The 18,106-nt window shown below is 57.4% G+C and carries 15 protein-coding genes; 7 read left to right on the forward strand and 8 right to left on the reverse strand.

Features of this window, described 5'->3' with window-relative positions:
• Window positions 1–2: 2 nt before the first annotated feature.
• The gene (locus tag BFQ00_RS11785) at window positions 3–314 is read left to right on the forward strand and encodes a tetratricopeptide repeat protein (RefSeq protein ID WP_065933626.1); all 312 of its coding nucleotides are present in this window, start codon (window positions 3–5) and stop codon (window positions 312–314) included.
• A 135-nt stretch (window positions 315–449) separates the two neighbouring features.
• On the opposite strand, the gene BFQ00_RS11790 is transcribed toward BFQ00_RS11785, so the two are convergent.
• Both BFQ00_RS11790 and BFQ00_RS11795 read right to left on the reverse strand, forming a co-directional pair.
• Complete coding sequence (locus BFQ00_RS11790; RefSeq protein ID WP_065895239.1) at window positions 450–1,337, reverse strand: lysophospholipid acyltransferase; 888 nt, start codon at window positions 1,335–1,337, stop codon at window positions 450–452.
• Between the two features lie 40 nt (window positions 1,338–1,377).
• The gene (locus BFQ00_RS11795) at window positions 1,378–1,935 is read right to left on the reverse strand and encodes a DNA-3-methyladenine glycosylase I (RefSeq protein WP_065933627.1); all 558 of its coding nucleotides are present in this window, start codon (window positions 1,933–1,935) and stop codon (window positions 1,378–1,380) included.
• Between the two features lie 81 nt (window positions 1,936–2,016).
• Here BFQ00_RS11795 and glyQ point away from each other — a divergent pair, with 81 nt between their 5' ends.
• The 4 genes from glyQ (at window position 2,017) to BFQ00_RS11815 (ending at window position 6,413) form a co-directional block, all read left to right on the forward strand.
• Window positions 2,017–2,970, forward strand: coding sequence for a glycine--tRNA ligase subunit alpha (gene glyQ / locus BFQ00_RS11800; RefSeq protein ID WP_003187265.1), 954 nt, complete (start codon window positions 2,017–2,019; stop codon window positions 2,968–2,970).
• The gene (gene glyS / locus BFQ00_RS11805) at window positions 2,967–5,021 is read left to right on the forward strand and encodes a glycine--tRNA ligase subunit beta (RefSeq protein WP_065933628.1); all 2,055 of its coding nucleotides are present in this window, start codon (window positions 2,967–2,969) and stop codon (window positions 5,019–5,021) included. The genes glyQ and glyS overlap by 4 nt, the downstream gene beginning before the upstream one ends.
• Complete coding sequence (gene gmhB / locus BFQ00_RS11810) at window positions 5,021–5,560, forward strand: D-glycero-beta-D-manno-heptose 1,7-bisphosphate 7-phosphatase (RefSeq protein WP_170827553.1); 540 nt, start codon at window positions 5,021–5,023, stop codon at window positions 5,558–5,560. Before glyS ends, gmhB begins: the two co-directional genes overlap by 1 nt.
• 82 nt (window positions 5,561–5,642) lie before the next feature.
• Window positions 5,643–6,413, forward strand: coding sequence for a lysophospholipid acyltransferase family protein (locus tag BFQ00_RS11815; RefSeq protein WP_065933629.1), 771 nt, complete (start codon window positions 5,643–5,645; stop codon window positions 6,411–6,413).
• A 248-nt stretch (window positions 6,414–6,661) separates the two neighbouring features.
• Here BFQ00_RS11815 and BFQ00_RS11820 read toward each other — a convergent pair whose 3' ends face one another.
• Window positions 6,662–6,928 carry a hypothetical protein gene (locus BFQ00_RS11820; RefSeq protein ID WP_065933630.1) on the reverse strand — a complete coding sequence of 89 codons (267 nt, stop codon included), beginning with the start codon at window positions 6,926–6,928 and terminating at the stop codon, window positions 6,662–6,664.
• A gap of 47 nt (window positions 6,929–6,975) precedes the next feature.
• Window positions 6,976–8,964: a CHASE2 domain-containing protein gene (locus BFQ00_RS11825; RefSeq protein WP_065933631.1), complete on the reverse strand. Its 1,989-nt coding sequence runs from the start codon at window positions 8,962–8,964 to the stop codon at window positions 6,976–6,978.
• Window positions 8,965–9,395: 431 nt separating this feature from the next.
• On the opposite strand from BFQ00_RS11825, the gene BFQ00_RS11830 reads away from it, so the two are divergent.
• Window positions 9,396–10,118 carry a response regulator transcription factor gene (locus BFQ00_RS11830; RefSeq protein WP_065933632.1) on the forward strand — a complete coding sequence of 241 codons (723 nt, stop codon included), beginning with the start codon at window positions 9,396–9,398 and terminating at the stop codon, window positions 10,116–10,118.
• A gap of 26 nt (window positions 10,119–10,144) precedes the next feature.
• Here BFQ00_RS11830 and BFQ00_RS11835 read toward each other — a convergent pair whose 3' ends face one another.
• From BFQ00_RS11835 to BFQ00_RS11845, 3 genes are all read right to left on the reverse strand, one after another.
• Entirely contained in the window at window positions 10,145–10,813 is a 669-nt protein-coding gene (locus tag BFQ00_RS11835; RefSeq protein WP_065886714.1) for a class I SAM-dependent methyltransferase, read from the reverse strand.
• A gap of 90 nt (window positions 10,814–10,903) precedes the next feature.
• Window positions 10,904–15,235, reverse strand: coding sequence for a glycosyltransferase (locus BFQ00_RS11840; protein WP_170827552.1), 4,332 nt, complete (start codon window positions 15,233–15,235; stop codon window positions 10,904–10,906).
• Window positions 15,236–15,353: 118 nt separating this feature from the next.
• Window positions 15,354–16,478, reverse strand: coding sequence for a DegT/DnrJ/EryC1/StrS family aminotransferase (locus tag BFQ00_RS11845; protein ID WP_065933708.1), 1,125 nt, complete (start codon window positions 16,476–16,478; stop codon window positions 15,354–15,356).
• A 487-nt stretch (window positions 16,479–16,965) separates the two neighbouring features.
• Here BFQ00_RS11845 and BFQ00_RS11850 point away from each other — a divergent pair, with 487 nt between their 5' ends.
• Window positions 16,966–17,622, forward strand: a complete 657-nt coding sequence (locus BFQ00_RS11850; RefSeq protein ID WP_065933633.1) for an acetyltransferase — start codon at window positions 16,966–16,968, stop codon at window positions 17,620–17,622.
• Window positions 17,623–17,713: 91 nt separating this feature from the next.
• On the opposite strand, the gene BFQ00_RS11855 is transcribed toward BFQ00_RS11850, so the two are convergent.
• A complete protein-coding gene (locus BFQ00_RS11855; RefSeq protein WP_065933634.1) occupies window positions 17,714–18,106 on the reverse strand; it encodes a hypothetical protein in 393 nt (130 codons plus the stop codon).

The raw sequence follows: 18,106 nt of genomic DNA on the forward strand, positions 1-18,106 counted from the left end.
AAATGCTCGAATCCCTGGAAAAAATGCTCGCCAAGGGTGTGGATAATTCGCTGCTGCGGTTTGGCTTGGGCAAGGGTTATCTGGATCTGAAGGACAACGCCAAGGCGGCGGAGCATTTGCAGCGCTGCGTCGAGTTCGATCCGAAATATTCGGCGGCGTGGAAGCTGTTGGGCAAGGCGCAGCAAGGGCTGGGGGATAGCGTGGGCGCTCGCCAGGCGTGGGAGAAGGGCATCGAAGCAGCCCAGTCCCATGGCGACAAACAGGCCGAAAAAGAGATGATGGTGTTCCTGAAGAAACTCGACCGCCTGGCCTGAGCGGAATCCAAATGTGGGAGGGGGCTTGCCCCCGATAGCAGTGTGTCAGCCAATGCATCTGTGACTGAACCGCCGCTATCGGGGGCAAGCCCCCTCCCACATTGGGTTCTGTGGCGATTTTGAGTCAGGTGTGAATCAGTACCACCGCGCCTCACCCGGCGGGCGTTTCTTGAAGCGTTTCATGCTCCACATGTACTGGCTCGGGTAGGCGCCGACATACCGCTCCACCACCTTGCTCATCGCCGCGCAGGACGTGGCGGTGTCAGTGCTGTACATGTCTTCCGGGGCCGCTTCCAGGATCACCTTGTAGCCAGAGCCGTCCGGCAGGCGCAGTGCGTGCAGGAACACGCCCACCGCCTTGTGGCCGGCGAGCATGTTCGGCACGAACTTGCTGGTCAGCGCCTGGGTCGCGAAGAACGGCACGAAGATGCCGGCGGATTCAGCCGGCTCGGGGTCGGCAGGGATACCCACCTGGCCGCCTTTGCGCACTTCCTTGATCACGCTCAGGATGCCTTCCTTGGTGGAGGCGGCCACGCGGTTGCCCAGTTGCACGCGTTGCTTGCGCAACAAGTCGTCAACAGCCTTGAGCTTGGGCGGGCGATAGAAAATGATCGGTTTGCACTGGCTGCAATAAAAATGATTCAGCACTTCCCAATTGCCCAGGTGGCTGGTGATGCCCACCACGCCTTTACCCGAGGCCAGGGCATCGTGCAGCACGTGCAGGCCTTCGACTTCGCGCACCAGGTCGATGGAACGCTGGGCCGGCCAGATCCACGCGCAGGCGCTTTCGGTCAGGGACTTGCCGATGTCCATCAGGCTGCGACCTACCAGGCGCTCGCGTTCGGCTGGGTCCATGTCCGGGAAACACTTGGACAGGTTGATCCGTACTGTCTCGCGGGAGCGGTTGGGGGTTTTCCACATGATCCAGCCGATGCCCGTACCGACGGCCTGTACGGCGCGCCAGGGCAGCAGGGCAAACAACCGAAGAGCGCCTACCAGCAAGGCGCCTTTAAACTTTTCCACAGGTCACTCCTGATCGTGTGTGGTACGCAAAGCGCGCATTCTACCCGGCGTTGACCAGGTCCGCGTAACGGTCGCAGTCCTGGGTGTGGTCCATGACCATGCCCGAGGCCTGCATGAACGCGTAGCAGATGGTCGGCCCGACAAAGGTGAAGCCGGCTTTCTTCAACGCGCGGCTCATGGCTTCGGCTTCAGGCGTAATCGCCGGAACTTCACTGCGGTCTTTGAAATGATTGACCTTGGGCTTGCCGCCGACAAACGACCAGAGCAACCCCACAGGGTCTTCCAGCGCCAGCCAGGCCGCGGCGTTGCGGCGTGTGGCGTTGAGCTTCAGGCGATTGCGCACGATGCCCGGGTCCTGCATCAGCGCTTCGATTTCAGCGTCGGTCAGCCTGGCCAGACGCTGCGCATCAAAGCCGAACAGCACCTTCCGGTAATGCTCGCGTTTGCGTAAAACGGTGATCCAGGACAGGCCCGCCTGGAACCCTTCGAGCAAAAGCAACTCGAACAGTCCCTGCGCATCGCGCAGCGGCGTTCCCCACTCTTGATCGTGATAAGCCATGTACAGCGGATCTTCAGAACACCAAAAGCAGCGTGGCATAAGGCTCCAGGGAGTGGTGGCGGGGCCGAATCGGGTATACTCCCGCTCTTTAAATCGCAGCCCAAGTAACAGGTGAATTTCGTGAGCCAGCCTACGCCAGCCGTGCGTACCTTCCAAGACTTGATCCTCGCCCTCCAGCAATACTGGGCCGAGCAAGGTTGTGTGGTACTTCAGCCCTACGATATGGAAGTAGGCGCCGGCACTTTCCACACCGCTACCTTCCTGCGGGCCATCGGCCCGGAAACCTGGAACGCCGCTTATGTGCAGCCCAGTCGTCGCCCGACTGACGGCCGCTACGGCGAAAACCCGAACCGTCTGCAGCACTACTACCAGTTCCAGGTGGTGTTGAAGCCCAACCCGGACAACTTCCAGGAACTGTACCTGGGCTCGCTGAAACATGTCGGCCTGGACCCGCTGGTCCACGACATCCGTTTCGTCGAAGACAACTGGGAATCGCCGACCCTGGGCGCCTGGGGTCTGGGCTGGGAAGTCTGGCTCAATGGCATGGAAGTGACCCAGTTCACCTACTTCCAGCAAGCGGGCGGCATCGAGTGCTACCCGGTGACCGGCGAAATCACCTACGGCCTCGAGCGCCTGGCCATGTACCTGCAGGGCGTGGACTCGGTCTATGACCTGGTGTGGGCTGACGGCCCGTTCGGCAAAGTCACCTACGGCGACGTGTTCCATCAGAACGAAGTGGAGCAGTCCACCTACAACTTCGAACACGCCAACGTCGACAAGCTGTTCGAACTGTTCGACTTCTATGAAAGCGAAGCCAAGCGCCTGATCGAACTCGACCAGCCGCTGCCGTTGCCGAGCTATGAAATGGTGTTGAAGGCCTCCCATACCTTCAACCTGCTGGACGCGCGCCGTGCCATCTCGGTGACCGCGCGCCAGCAATACATCCTGCGTGTGCGCACCCTGGCGCGTTCCGTCGCCCAAGCCTATCTGCTGGCGCGTGCCAAGCTGGGCTTCCCGATGGCAACCCCGGATTTGCGTGATGAAGTGTTGGCTAAGCTGGAGGCTGCACAATGAGTGCTCAAGATTTCCTGGTTGAACTGGGCACCGAAGAGCTGCCACCCAAGGCACTCAACACCCTGGCCGATGCATTCCTGGCCGGTATCGAAAAAGGCCTGCACACTGCCGGCCTGAAATTCGCTGCAAAAAAAGTCTACGCCGCGCCACGTCGCCTGGCGGTGCTGCTGACCGCGCTGGAAACCCAGCAGCCGGACCGCAACATCAACCTCGACGGCCCGCCGCGCCAGGCCGCATTCGACGCCGAAGGCAATCCGACTCAGGCGGCACTGGGCTTCGCCAAGAAGTGCGGCGTCGAGCTGAGCGAGATTGACCAGAGCGGGCCGAAACTGCGCTTCAGCCAGGTCATCACCGGCAAGCCGACGGCCAGCCTGTTGCCGACCATCGTGGAAGACTCCCTGAACGACCTGCCGATCCCCAAGCGCATGCGCTGGGGTGCGCGCAAGGAAGAATTCGTACGCCCAACCCAATGGCTGGTGATGCTGCTCGGTGACCAGGTCATCGATTGCACCATCCTCGCCCAGAAGGCAGGCCGTGATTCCCGTGGTCACCGCTTCCACCATCCCGAGAGCGTGCGCATCACCGCGCCGGCCAACTACGTCAATGACCTGCGCGCCGCCTACGTGCTGGCCGATGCCAATGAGCGTCGCGAGCTGATCAGCAAGCGCACCGAAGAGCTGGCCCGCCTGCAGGAAGGCACCGCCATCGTGCCGCCAAGCCTGCTCGACGAAGTGACCGCCCTGGTCGAATGGCCGGTGCCGCTGGTGTGCTCGTTCGAAGAACGCTTCCTCGACGTACCGCAGGAAGCGCTGATCACCACAATGCAGGACAACCAGAAATATTTCTGCCTGCTGGACGCGGACGGTAAGTTGCTGCCGCGCTTCATCACCGTGGCCAACATCGAAAGCACGGACCCGCAACAGATCATCGCCGGTAACGAGAAAGTCGTGCGCCCGCGCCTGACCGACGCCGAGTTCTTCTTCAAGCAGGACAAGAAGCAGAAGCTTGAAGACTTCAACCTGCGTCTGCAAAACGTGGTGTTCCAGGAAAAACTCGGCAGCGTCTACGACAAGGCCGTACGCGTTTCCAAGCTGGCGGCCTACATCGCGCCGCGCATTGGTGGCGACGCCGCCCGGGCCGCACGCGCCGGCCTGCTGTCCAAGTGCGACCTGGCCACCGAGATGGTCGGCGAGTTCCCTGAGATGCAGGGCGTGGCCGGTTACTACTACGCCCTCAACGACGGCGAACCCAACGATGTGGCGCTGGCGCTGAACGAGCAGTACATGCCCCGTGGCGCCGGTGCCGAGCTGCCGAGCACCCTGACCGGTGCGGCCGTTGCCATCGCCGACAAGCTGGACACGCTGGTAGGCATCTTCGGTATCGGCATGCTGCCCACCGGCAGCAAGGACCCGTATGCGCTGCGCCGTGCAGCCCTGGGCGTGCTGCGTATCCTGATCGACAAGAAGCTGGACCTCGATCTGACCCAGGCCGTGGTGTTTGCCGTCGGCCAGTTCGGTGCCAAGGTCAAGCAAGCCGGCCTGGCCGAGCAAGTGCTGGAGTTCGTGTTCGACCGCCTGCGTGCGCGTTACGAAGACGAAGGCGTGGACGTTTCCGTCTACTTGTCGGTGCGTGCCCTGCAGCCGGGTTCGGCGCTGGACTTCGATCAACGCGTACAGGCCGTACAGGCGTTCCGCAAATTGCCGGAAGCCGATGCCCTGGCCGCCGTGAACAAACGCGTATCGAACCTGCTGAGCAAGGCCGACAACCTGGGCACTGCCGACGTGGACCCAAGCCTGTTTGCCGATGCCAAGGAGTTCTCGCTGAACTCGGCCATCGTCAAGGCCGAGAACGCCGTCAAGCCGCTGATCGCCGAGCGTAACTACGCTGAAGCGCTGGCGCGTCTGGCGTCGTTGCGTGAGCCGGTGGATGCGTTTTTCGAAGCGGTGATGATCAATGCCGACGATGCCGGCGTGCGGAAAAACCGCTACGCCATGCTCGCGCGTCTGCGTGGCCTGTTCATTAATATCGCTGACATTTCCGTACTGGGCTGATCATGTTGAAACTGCTGATTCTCGATCGGGACGGGGTGATCAATTACGACTCCGACGCTTACATCAAGTCGGTGGCGGAATGGATTCCACTGCCCGGTTCGATCGAGGCCATCGCGCAGTTGAGCAAAGCCGGCTGGACAGTGGCCATTGCCACTAACCAGTCCGGCATCGCCCGCGGTTATTACGACATCGCCACCCTGGACGCCATGCACGCGCGCTTGCGCAGGCTGGTGGCAGAGCAGGGCGGTGAGGTGGGGCTGGTGGTTTACTGCCCCCACGGGCCGGATGAGGGCTGCGCTTGCCGCAAACCCAAGCCTGGCATGCTGAAAACTATTGCAGAACATTACAAGGTGCCCTTGGCTGGGATATGGTTCGTCGGGGACAGTCTCGGTGACCTGGAGGCGGCCAAAGCCGTCGACTCTCAGCCAGTTTTGGTAAAGACCGGGAAAGGCGAAAAGACCCAGGCGAAAAACCTGCCGGTAGGCACTTTGATTTTTGACGATCTGGCGGCGGTTGCCGCAGAACTTATCAACAACTAGCCGCCCTCGACTTCCTGACCAGGGATTGTTCGGGAGTGCGCTTTTAACAGGCGGGCCGTGTCCCGCAACGGTAAATGCCGCCATGTCGATCTTGCAGGCCATCAGAACCTTTTTCTTTTACCTGCTGCTGGGCACCAGTTCGTTTCTCTGGTGCACCCTGAGCTTTTTTATTGCACCTTTCCTGCCGTTCAAGGCGCGTTATCGCTTTATCAATGTGTATTGGTGCCGCTGTGCGCTGTGGCTGTCCAAGGTATTCCTGGGCATCCGCTTCGAGATCAAGGGCGCGGAAAACGTCCCGGAGCAGCCCTGCGTGATTCTGTCGAACCATCAGAGCACCTGGGAAACATTCTTCCTCTCGGCGTACTTCTCGCCGCTGAGCCAGGTGCTCAAGCGTGAGCTGCTGTACGTGCCGTTCTTTGGCTGGGCCATGGCGATGCTGCGTCCGATTGCGATCGACCGTGACAATCCCAAGGCGGCGCTCAAGCATGTCGCCAAGAAGGGCGACGAGCTGCTCAAGGATGGCGTTTGGGTGCTGATCTTTCCCGAAGGCACGCGTGTGCCTTATGGCACCGTCGGCAAGTTCTCGCGCGGCGGCACTGCATTGGCGGTCAACGCCAACCTGCCGGTGCTGCCGATTGCCCATAACGCCGGCAAGTTCTGGCCCAAGACCGGCTGGGCCAAACGCGCAGGCACCATTACCGTGGTGATCGGCGAACCCATGTACGCAGAAGGCGAAGGCCCACGCGCGATTGCCGCGTTGAATGACCGCGCTGCGGCATGGAATGAAGCGCAGCAACGGGCCATGGGCTCATTGCCGCCGGAGCCGGTGGTGATCGATACAACAGTGATCTAATGAACTGTGGATAACCTGTGTATGATTTTCTGTCGAGTGGCGCTTTTATGGTCACAACAAGCTGATTTCATTGCATATTTCCCAAACTCATAAAATCACGTAAAAAGTGCATAAGTTTTTCTGTCACAGCGTTGCCTGTTACAGTCACCTTTCTCGGAATGGCGCTACACCTTTTAAAAAAATGCCCCGCATCAGTAATGTGGGGCATTTTTTTTAAACGTCTGGCGTCGGCGCGTGCTGACTATCGTCTATCTCGCCAGTGCCACCTGACTGGCATCAACCATTGCGCTCGTCAGCAGCAGATAGCTGTCTTCATCAAGTTGCCCCTTGCCCATTTTTTCCGCAAGGCCAGCTGATGCAGCCGAGAACTGATCCTGGTAGCGAAGTCCTAACGCCGCTACGTATCCGCGGGCTTCATCTACATTTTTTATCGTGGTTTTCGATGCCGGTTGAGGATCGCTGTTGATTGAAGGGCCGATAGTTGGAAAGTTAAATTGCGGGTTTATTTCTTTCATGGAAAAGCTCCAGGTTGTCAGACCTCATAAGTGGAGAAATCTGCACTTCAGTTCCCGAAGGGATCTTCCAATAACGGAAGTTGCAAGGTAAAGGTGGTGCCTTTTCCTACAACGCTCTCGCAACCAATGTGGCCCTTGTGACGCTCTACGACCGCTTTGACCATGCTCAGTCCCAGTCCCAAACCCTCGCTGCCCTGCGCAGACTCAAAACGCCGATACTGGCTGAACAGTTCGGGCAGGTCCGCCGCAGCAATTCCCGGCCCTTGGTCACTGATACGACATTCCAACCAGCCCTCTACAGTGCTGTGCCTCAATCTGACGGTGGTACCCGAGGATGAATACTTGATGGCATTCTCCAGCACGTTGAACAACGCGCGAGTGAGCAGCGACTGGTCTGCCGACACCATGCCTTCATCCGCTTCATCCAGATCGTGAACCAGGTGGATGCCCTTGAGCTGGGCGATAACCGCCACTTGATCGAAAGCGTCCATCACCAGCATGGCAAACAGGGTGGGTTGGAAGTGGTAACCATCAGCCTCCGCTTTCGCCAGTTGCACAAAGGACTCGGTGAGGCTCAACGCACGGCGGACCTGTTGTTCGATCTGGCCGAACACGGGCGATTCACTCTCATGCAGATCCAACAGGGCGAGGATTGCCGAATGCGGCGCACGCAGGTCATGGGAGAGGAAGCGCAGCATGGTTTCGCGATGCTGTTGGGCCTCGCGTTCCTTGCTTAAATCCGTGAGGCTCAGCAGCCAACCCAGGGCCGTGTCACCTTCGGCCGGCAGCAAGGGCGCAAGCTCCATGCGCAGACTGCGTTGGTGGATATCACGGAACTCCACGAGCACCAGCTCAGAGAGGGCAACGCGCACGCCATTGTGCAACGGCGGATAACCCAGGTCGGCCAACTGCTCCAGCAGGTTCTCGGCGACAAGGTCATTGCCGAATACCTCGCGGGCAACGCGGTTGGCCAGCAAGATATTGCCCTTGGGGTCGGTAATCAACGTGGCCACCGGTAAGCATTCGAGACCATCGGCCATGAACCGCCGGGTATCCCGTGTGCGGCTTACGGCTTGCTCCAGGGCAAAGATACGCGCCTGCAATACATCACCCTGGCTGACGGGCGCACGGCGGCGCTCAGGCAGCACTTTGGGTTCGTTATCCAGGCGCGCCAGTTCCCAGCCGAAGTAAGCGATGATCACGCTGAGGCGGCGCCAATTCCAGATCAAGTAGCTGAGCAGCAACCCGATCAGGCTGGCAGCAGGCGACCACCAATGGCCGAGACGCAACAGGGCCCAGGCGCCGAGCACCGCTGCGGCCATGCAGCCCAGGGTCATCCACAACGCATAACGCGGACGGTAGAGCAGCAAACCCAGCAACAACGCCACCAGTGACGTCGCCATCAGCGCCGCCAGCCAGCCGGGCAGATCGACAGTACTGTGCCCCTGCAACAGACTATCGAGCACATTCGTCTGAATCTCCACCCCCTCTGTAGTACCGGGCGTGGAAGACAGCGGCGTGACAAACCGGTCGCCCATCCCGGACGCCGTCGCCCCCACCAGGATCAGGCGATTGCGCAGTTGCTCGGCAGGCACTTCACCGCGTAACACGCTGGCGTAGGACACATGCGGTAAATCGGTCTGGGCCGCGCGCACGACTTCTGCCAGGCGCTTGTCATTCGCGGGAGCGGCGGGGTCACTGAAGATTGCATCGAACAGAATACCTGCTGGTTGCGCCGCACTCAGGCGCCCGATCAGATCGGCGTGCACGTTAGGCGGCCAGGGCCATGGCCCCAGCTGTTTCAGGCTGTCCTCATCGATGGTCACCAGCAGGATGCGTGAGTCCACGGGCAGTGGAGTGAGGCGGCGCAGGCTGTCGTATAACGGGTTATTCAAGGCCAGGCCCGGGCTAAGCGACAGGTAAGCGGTGATGGGCAACAACAGCAAACCGATCCACAACCACTCACGCACGAGACGGTGAAACAAGCGCTGGGCCTGGGTAGGTTGACGTTTATCGGCCGTGCTCCAGAGCGTCATCGGTCAATGTGCCTGGGTGGTTGGTGGGTGATATGAACTGTCATGGGTCGCGGTTCCTCTCTGCTGGCTATTGTCGTCATGGGCCGACCAGCGCACTTCAGAGAACGAAGCTTTGAGCCCAGTGAAGCTCATTTTTCGGCATGCAGGAAAAATTTTTCTGTCTGATGTTCATTCCAGAGAGCCACTGAGATCAGCACACAGCCGTTTACGTCAGCGCATGCGTCGGCTGATCCTTTTCCTAACCGTCGGGAGCCGGTATCTTTCCCCTGTCGGTACGGAGGACTTTAAAGTGTAAAACCGCTCATTAGCCCCATCGTACCGATAGATCCAAGGGGTCGACGAATCCGAGCACAATTCTTCAGATTCAAGACTGGCATCTGCGCAGTACGTGCCGACGACTGCCGTACTCTTCAAGAAGAAAGGACCCACCCATGCGTGTCGCAATACTGGATGACGAACCCGCAGAACTGCGCCGGGTAGAACAGACACTGCGACAGATCCCCAGTAACGTCGAACAGCCTTGGACCCTGCATTGCTTTGAGCGCGGCGAAGACCTGCTACGCCAACTGCGCCGGGAAACCTTCGACCTGTTGATACTCGACTGGCAACTGCCGGACATCACCGGGATCGCGCTTCTTCGCTGGACGCGTGAACACATGGAATCGCCGCCCGCCGTTATCATGCTGACCAGCCGGGATGCCGAGAACGATATCGTCACGGCACTGAACAGTGGTGCCGATGATTACGTCAGCAAGCCCTTTCGCCCTAATGAGCTGAAAGCTCGCGTAACGGCGGTACTAAGGCGCCATGGACTAAAGAAGTCGGCGACCCAGGAAGTGCAAAGTTTCAACGACCTGACCTTTGACGACGCTGAACTGACTGTGACCCGCTCGGGCAAGCCTATCAATCTCACTGAACGTGAATACCGTTTGGCCAGTTGCTTGTTCGCCAATTTGGCGCGGCCACTATCGCGCGAATACCTGTATGAACGGTTTTGGACTCACGAAGAAATGGTCTCCTCGCGACCGCTGGATACGCATATCTATCGGCTGCGCAATAAGCTGGGGCTGACTGCGGACAGGGGTTGGCAGTTATTGACGATTTATGGGTATGGGTATCGGTTGGAGAGCGTATCGGCAGTGACTCCGGACTGAAAAAGTTGATGTTCCACGTGGAACGCTCATATCCGTTGCAGAACATAGCTGTTCTCGAAGCCGTGCACACTGCCCAGCACGTTGAAACCTTCAAAGAAACCTGTGGCTCTGAGCAAGTCGACCGTCGGACCCACCTCTGGCGAGTGCTGAAAATCGCGGTAGTCGTCTAATACGATGAAACCGCCCGAGACTACGCTTGGCGAATACAGCAGGAAATCCAGCACCACGTTGCGCCGTGTGTGGCCACCATCGATATGCAACAGCGCAACGGAGGGCTCGAGGTTGTAGAAACGTTCGGCACTCAGTTCCGAAAAGCCACGGACCACCTGTGCATCAGGCAGCATCAGGTCCTTGTAATAACTAAACTCTTCGAACTGGTTTGGCAATTCGAACGGGTCAATACCAATGACGCGACGCTCGTGGTTGCACACCTCATTCATCAGCATCAACGATTTGCCCTTCCACACGCCGATTTCCACCAAATCACCCGGTAGCTCGGCAATCAAAAACGTAAGGTAGCCCAATAAACGCACTTGATCATGGAACGACAACTCGCGACGCTCCATTGCGAGCTCAGGCGGCAAGCTGGCCTGCGCCTGCTCGAAATGCTGGCCGATAAACTCCCAGATCTGCGTGATGTTGTCAGTCAACTCCGGGCCACTGGTAAATTCGTTGAGCGCTTGAATAGTTATCATGGTTCTCTCCGCTTACTTCTAATGATTACGAGGGAAGCTCTGAAAAAGACTTCCAGAATTGATAAGACATTGAAATAACAAGCGGAGCAGTCAATCCCTGAACCAGGCATTTCGCCAGGCAACCAGGTGTTCATCCCGGAGCATCCATTTATCGACGACAGCGCTGCGTAGAGCCTCTCCGGCAGCGGCGCTGGCGCTTGGGTCAGCAAGATGCTCGCGGATAGCGGAAATCCATTCTTTTGACTTGTTCCGCACCCGAGTCACTGGCAAGTCACCACGATAACAAAGGATGTCCGAGCAGATCACAGGGAAGCCGCAGGCGCCGTATTCCAGCAGCCGCAAGTTGCTTTTACAGGCATTGAAGAAATTGTCTTCCAAAGGCGCCAACGCCAGGTCCAGATTCAAGTTGGCCAGCTGTGCAGGATATCTCTCGATATTTACGCCGTTATGGAACTCATGGACATACGGACGAAGTTCAGGTGGGCACATGCCCATAAATACCCATTCCACTTCGCCAGCCAGTTCACGAACGACATCGGCGATCACGAGCAAGTCGCCACCGTGGCTCGACCCGCCCGCCCAACCGACCCGAGGTTTGCGGCCTTGTTGGCGATGGCTCGTCAGCCCGCTCCACCAGTGAATTGGCAGGCGGTTCTCCACCACACGAATGTCAGCGTTAAAACCCTTCAACGCATCGGCCAGTGGCTGGGTCGACACCACCAGCCGGTCGCACATACCCACAGCTTTTTTCAGGCGCTTGGCGATATCTTTGGGAAACAGTTCTCGGCTTGGGTTGCTGCTGGGCAGTTTAAGAATGTAGTCATCCAGCTCAAAAACCTTGAATGCCTTGGAGAATGCCTGGGTGTTCTGCATGATTTCCAGCTGAGGCGTACTGCATTGCCGCTGGAAAATGATCGTGTCTGGCGCCAGGCGATGCAGCTCCACGGGGCGAAGCAGCCAATTGCTTACAGTGCCCCCTATCAGGCCTGCGGCTTCAAGGGCTGCGAAGGGCTGGCGAACACGATAATGTCCAATGCCGAAAGGGTCGGAGGGACAGCACAGCGCGTAAGGCAAAGAGCGACCGGCCAGCGGTTGCCAAGCGACCTCGCTACGGCATTCGTAGCCAAAGCCGCCACGTTCCAGGGTCAGGTTTGGGTTGTAGGCAGGGTCGCCAGCGAGCTGAGGCAGCCACTTCTCGTACATCACCGACTGCTCGCGCTTGAAACGCTCTTGCTTGACGTTCAACTTCGCCTTGTCGACCTTATTCTGGCTGACGTTAGCTTCGTGCATGAGAAGCGCATAAGGCGTCCACACGATCAGTTGCCCGGCCTGGCCGACTTTCAGGCACAGATCGACGTCATTATAAGAAACCCCCAGGCTGGTTTCGTCCATGCCACCCACCTGGCGGTACAACTCGGTGCGGATCATCAGGCAGGCGGCCGTCACGGCGCTGTAATTCTGGTCAACCTGGAGACGGTGCAGGTAACCATTGGACTGCATCGGGGCACCGACGAATGCGTGGTCTGCCAAACCACGCAAGCCGAGCACCACACCTGCATGCTGAATGGTTCCGTCGGGAAAGAGCAATTTGGCGCCGACTATCCCAACTTCCGGCCGCTGGGCGTGATGGAGCAGCGAACCAAGCCAGTCCCCATCAATGACGGCGGTGTCATTGTTGAGCAACACAAGATAATCACCACGGGCGTGGCTGACGGCAAAATTATTGATCGCCGAATAGTTGAACGCGTGGGGGTAACGCAGGATGCGCACCTTTTCGCTGTTCAGGCGCTCCATCCCCGCGAACCAATTCTGTGCTTCAACCGTTTCGCTGTTGTTGTCGACGATGATGAGTTCGAAGTTCGTGTAGCGGGTTTTTTCCATGACGCTTTCGACGCAGCGCATCAGCATCGGCAGTTGGTCTTTAGTAGGAATCACTATAGACACCAGCGGCTGTGAGGTGTGCTGGTAGATCACCCGGTTGACCATCGGCAAAGGTCCTGGGCGCAACTCATGAGCCACGCCCAGACGTTGCAGGTGCGCCTCGACGATAGCAGCGCTGTACTTGACGACCTGGGGTTCGACCAGCCACTGGCCGAAGTTGATTGCATGATGTACCAGCACTTCACTGAGGTGTCCGACAGTGCCCAGTCCATTAATTTCAATCAACCGATACAGCAGATCGTGGGGTGCCAGTTCGGCAAAAGCGAGATCGAAGCCATTCGCATCCAGAGCGGCCTTTCGGTTGAAGGCCAACGCTCGGCCGACATACGGATAACTGCGCAACAGGTCCAGGTTCAGGTCCGGCTTGAATATCGGGTCTTGGCAACCCTCTGGGGTAAGCGTGTCTTCATCGCTGTAGCACACGCTGATACCCGGGTTCAGGGCTATACCCTCGGCGAGCAGCAGCAATGCGTGGGGGTCGATCTGGTCTCCACCCCGAAGCAAATAGCACCAGTCGACATCGATCCCTTGCAGCAGCTCATTCAGCTGGCTTGGCCAGCACTCAGCGAGCGGCAGCCAGACCAAATTGTCGGCCGCCGCTACCCCGACAGGCTCGGCGTTAGAAAGCACCGCGATGGCTGCCGCGCCGTAAAGCTGGCGATCAATGCTTTCCAGGCTGGAACGTAACTGCGCAATGTCACCTGTGGTATCAGTCAACACCACCAGAATGTTTGGGTGCTGCTGCCAATTTGCAAGCCGTGCGGGCAAACCTTCGAACTCAGCGGCGGATAGTTGCCGGGTATCCAGCCAGCGACGATACAGATTGATATCGCGTTGCTCTTTACCCACATTCGCCAACACGCCAAAAAACCGTTCCAGGGCGTGGGCCATGGTGCCGTCCAACTGACCGCATTCAGTTTCAAAATCTTCGTCGGTCAAATGCATCTGTTCTAAGTGAGCCAACACCTCTCTTCGCACAAAGAACATGGTACCGGCAAAAAAATCTGCCTGGCCTATTCGCTGTGGATCAATGCCAGCACGCTTAGCGAGAGTAAGGAGGTGAGAGTAGTTGGCCTCACTAAGGTTTTTGGCCACCGCCTGTCGGTAAGGCTCAGTGCCGAGTAGCGGATGATGCATTGGGTCGGCAAGGTACTCTACTGATTCCCTGAAGCGCACAGGGTTTAGCAGATCATTGAAAAGGTCTTGGGCCCAAGCGCTTTCCATGTGCAGCGAACGCTTGGTGTGGAGTTTGACCACCGTCTGGATGTTGTCTGCACGTAAAAACGGCAGCACTCGCAGGAACGGCAAAATATCCCTTCCGTGATTGGGTACCCGATACAACGAATAGCTCAGCCCGCTCGCTGCCAGCAGGTCGCCCACCTCTTTATCATCACCTCCCACGCAGGTGACGTAGAGGTGCAGGTGTTCATTCAATTGCATCAACCGGCGCAGGATTTCCTTCAGCTCACCCGGGTAATACGCATGGATGACGACTCCGATTGGCGGCTCACCGTCTTCAAGCCAGGGTTGACCCAAGAACAGGACTTCGCACTGCTCGGCGAAGGGGATAATGCTGCCGGCGGTATAGAGGTTCAGGCTGTCAGGCGCCAGGTAAGCCTCTCGCAACCGAAACAGTTGAAAGGCCTGATCGGCTGACAACGGCGCTCGGCGCACTTGCCTTAACGGCTGTGGGTTATACAGCCCCAGAGCACGTATCTGCTTGACGAACCTTGCACGCCCCTCGTTGAATAAGTCTTGCATGTCTGGCTGTTTCTGGCGCTGTTCGACGTGATGGCGAAAGAGCGACAGAGGCTCACTTAGAAACGCCAAGTGGCCGTGTTGCAGCAAGTTCACATACAACGCCAGATCGTTGATCGCATCAACGAGCACGCCTCCAAGGGCGCAAATATTCGGGACTTTGTCTATCACCTGAACCCGGCGAAACATGACGGTGGTGGGTTCGCCAATGAAGTTAACGGGCCAGTCACAGAGCAGTGAAGTAAGGTCGGCGCCATGGAGGCAGACATCCTCGTCAAATACTTTAGACGTCTCGAGGATGTCCGGCAGCGTCTCGCCTTGGGCATCTATCAAACGGCGCCGCGAGGTGACCAGCGATATGTCGGCGCGGGCATCCAGCACAGCGGCCATGCGCGTTACACAATCTGTCAGTAATACGTCATCGTCGTTGAGAAACTTGATGTACTCACCCCTGGCTTCTTCCAGGCCGCGGGTGAGATTGAGCAGACCGCCCAATTGCTGTTCGTTTTTCACGTAACGAACCGGCACCGTGGTTTGTGCGGCAAGACGTTCAGTGATCAAACGAATACCATCGCCGCGACAGTCATCGGTGACCACGACTTCGATATTGGCGTAGCACTGGTTGAGCGCACTGTTCAGCGCCACTTCGAAGAAGCGCGGGTTGTGAGCCGGTATCGCAATGCTCACAAGCGGCAAGCGTTCAGCCAAGAGGGGATTTGTCATGCTCACACCAATTTGCACAAGGGATGAAGGTAGAACTCGCTTAAGCCGCTTTCACTGCCTGGCTGACAGCCTGAATCTCTAACGGACGGCCTATACGGTGCCATTAATTGTTCTTGGATCATTGATTCACCTGCTTTTCGGCAAGCAGCTCAGCCAGGCAATCGATCACTCTCTGGATGCTTGCATCGTTCAATGAAAGGTGGAATGGCAAACCCAGCAAACGTTCGGCCAGGAGCTCAACAATTGGCAGCGGGCCCATCGCGAACCCCTGAAAGGCCGGGTGCTCCTGGAGGGGTGGGCAGTACCAGCGGCGGGTTTCGATGTTTTTGCCCAGCAGCCGCAGTTGAATATCAGTAGCCTGGAATCCCGGGGGCAGTAGCACCAGCATCAAGCTGTAAACGCCATCCATGGGTTTGGCCTGGAGTTTCAACGCGGGAATTTTTTCCAGAAGCCGTTCAGTGTAGCGCTGATGGAGATTGCGCCGTGCTTGAGCAACGGTTGGCCAGTTGTCCAGGGCAGCCAATGCAACTGCGGCGTGATATTCGCTCATCTTACCGTTCTCACCCGCCTCGAAGACGAGCCCGCCGCTGTGTGCATCGATACCGAAGTTACTCAACGCTCGCATGCTCTGGGCATAGGCAAGGTGCCGCGACGCGACGAAACCACCTTCTCCACCACCGAGGGCCTTAGTGGCGTGCAGGCTGAAGGAGACTTTGGTGGTCAGGCCAATCTCCTGGTTACCCCAGGCACCTGCGGCGTCGATAACAACAGGAATGCCGGTTTCGGCAGTGAACAGGTCCCAGCCTGTGACATCCTGGGGGCAACCGTAAGTAGAGACCGGCATCACTGCATCGAATGGCATTTCAGCAAGGGCTACGCGTGCGATAGCGGGCGTCAGTAACCAGCTTTCGGCGTTTACGTCACTGATCAAGGGAGTGAGCCCTGCCCGGATGATCGCAGTTGCCGTGGCGACGAATGTCAATCCGGGCACCAGTACGCGCGCTCCACGGCGTAGCTTCAACGCTTCCAAAGCTATTTGCAGCGCACAGGTGCCATTCGCCATGGATACAACGTGCACCTGCGTTGGCTCCCGACTGAATGAGAGCGACAGCCGACGTTCGAGCTCGGTTACAAGCGGTCCGAAGTTGGTGTACCACTGGTTTTCATCGATTTGCTGCCAGTAAGTGAGAATCTGCTCGACTTTAGGCATCTCAGGAACTAACAACTTGATGATGCTTTTCATGGTACACACTGCCGTCAATGAAATGTCGTCCTGTATGATCAGAGGAAGGCTTAAGCAGAATTCGCGCCAACTTCCAACGGCCATACCTCTGACGGCAAGTTCCACACTGCCGCCATCCTTCAGCGAGAAGGCCGGCCAGACGCATTATCCCGCTGGCTGCCTGGATGAGCAGGGTGGAGAGCTTCTTTGGAGGCATCAAGGTGTATCCGCGCGATGGCAACTCCGCCCCCGGCCTTGACCTGAAAAGCGAAATGGCAACATTATGGATTACGTAACACTCAGCCGACCCAATATGTTTGGAACGCAGAGAGAGAAGAAGGTTTGAACAAAACTCAATGAATGCGCGAGACGCTTGAATACATAAATAAGAAGTCAGTTATTCCGAGAACAGCACACTGGAATACTCAATACACTCCTGATACTGACAACGTTCGGCCGTAGCATTGCTCAGACCACGGATAATTCAGCTAACACTTTAGGAGCTGATATGAAAATTTACGCAATTGTAGGCGCGGGCGGTTTTGGCCGTGAAGTTGCACCTCTGGTCAACACAATGCCGAGCATAATAGATCAACACAGTTTCAGAGTTATCTTCGTGGTCGATAACCCGAAAGATCAGACTATTAATGGCTATGATGTGGTGAGCAGGGAGTCTTTCTTGAACATGGAGGGGGATAAATTTTTCAACATTGCCATCGCTGACAGTAAACATAGACAGGAAATCTCCGAACACCTTATTTCGGCGGGCATCACTCCATTTACTATTTCAGCGTTGAATGCGGTAAATTTGAGCCACAATACTATTGGTCAAGGCGCTGTCCTCTGCCCATTTACCACTATCACTGCGAATGCAAAAATCGGTGATTTTTTTCATGCAAACATTTATTCGTATGTTGCTCACGACTGTGTGATCGGTAACTTTGTGACGTTCGCCCCCAACGTGCACTGCAATGGACGTGTTGTCATCGAAGATCATGCCTACATTGGAACTGGCGCGATCATTCGTGAAGGCTCCCCCGACAGACCAATCGTTATTGGTGAGGGCGCCGTTGTTGGGATGGGGTCCGTTGTAACGAAAAGCGTGGCACCCTATACAACAGTCTTTGGTAATCCAGCAAAGCCCATGCGCACCGCTCAACCGTAAATCAACGCGACTAGATAACCTGGCCCAAAAGGGAAGGGCTATCGGCAGGGTCGGTCAGTTTCCAATCAGCGCCCTGTGCGGCCTCGCAACGCTACAGCACCCGCAAATACCGCTCCAACTCACCCGCACTCACTGGCTGCCTCAGCATCCCCAGCAACTGAATATGATGGGTCCTGGCCCAGGCAAATATTTTCGGCTGATCGGCGAAGGTGAAGTCACCGAGTAATAAAAAGCGCTTTATCAGGCAGCCGTGACTCAGCGTGCGGATGTGCTGTTCGTCGGCGGTGCCAATCTTGAAACCGTCGACGATAAAGCAGTCGATCTGTTGGGTTGTTGCCAGGGTACGCTTCACTTCCTTGATCGATGAGCACAGGCCGATCCGAAAGTAGCCGACGTCGTTCAACAGCGCGCTGTATTTCAGCAGGACGCCGGCGTGACGGCACAGCACCAGGATGTTTTTCTGCTTCACGCACTTGCCGTTCAT

The sequence above is a fragment of the Pseudomonas sp. 28 E 9 genome (assembly GCF_900004785.1).
Lineage (GTDB): Bacteria > Pseudomonadota > Gammaproteobacteria > Pseudomonadales > Pseudomonadaceae > Aquipseudomonas > Aquipseudomonas orientalis_A.

Coding starts and splice junctions, on each gene's coding strand:
- BFQ00_RS11795 (WP_065933627.1), bottom strand. CDS start 1,935: ATGCCACGCTGCTTTTGGTGTTCTGAAGATCCGCTGTACATGGCTTAT.
- BFQ00_RS11835 (WP_065886714.1), bottom strand. CDS start 10,813: ATGATAACTATTCAAGCGCTCAACGAATTTACCAGTGGCCCGGAGTTG.
- BFQ00_RS11845 (WP_065933708.1), bottom strand. CDS start 16,478: ATGAAAAGCATCATCAAGTTGTTAGTTCCTGAGATGCCTAAAGTCGAG.
- BFQ00_RS11855 (WP_065933634.1), bottom strand. CDS start 18,106: ATGAACGGCAAGTGCGTGAAGCAGAAAAACATCCTGGTGCTGTGCCGT.
- BFQ00_RS11830 (WP_065933632.1), top strand. CDS start 9,396: ATGCGTGTCGCAATACTGGATGACGAACCCGCAGAACTGCGCCGGGTA.
- BFQ00_RS11840 (WP_170827552.1), bottom strand. CDS start 15,235: ATGACAAATCCCCTCTTGGCTGAACGCTTGCCGCTTGTGAGCATTGCG.
- BFQ00_RS11825 (WP_065933631.1), bottom strand. CDS start 8,964: ATGACGCTCTGGAGCACGGCCGATAAACGTCAACCTACCCAGGCCCAG.
- BFQ00_RS11815 (WP_065933629.1), top strand. CDS start 5,643: ATGTCGATCTTGCAGGCCATCAGAACCTTTTTCTTTTACCTGCTGCTG.
- BFQ00_RS11785 (WP_065933626.1), top strand. CDS start 3: ATGCTCGAATCCCTGGAAAAAATGCTCGCCAAGGGTGTGGATAATTCG.
- BFQ00_RS11850 (WP_065933633.1), top strand. CDS start 16,966: ATGAAAATTTACGCAATTGTAGGCGCGGGCGGTTTTGGCCGTGAAGTT.
- BFQ00_RS11820 (WP_065933630.1), bottom strand. CDS start 6,928: ATGAAAGAAATAAACCCGCAATTTAACTTTCCAACTATCGGCCCTTCA.
- glyS (WP_065933628.1), top strand. CDS start 2,967: ATGAGTGCTCAAGATTTCCTGGTTGAACTGGGCACCGAAGAGCTGCCA.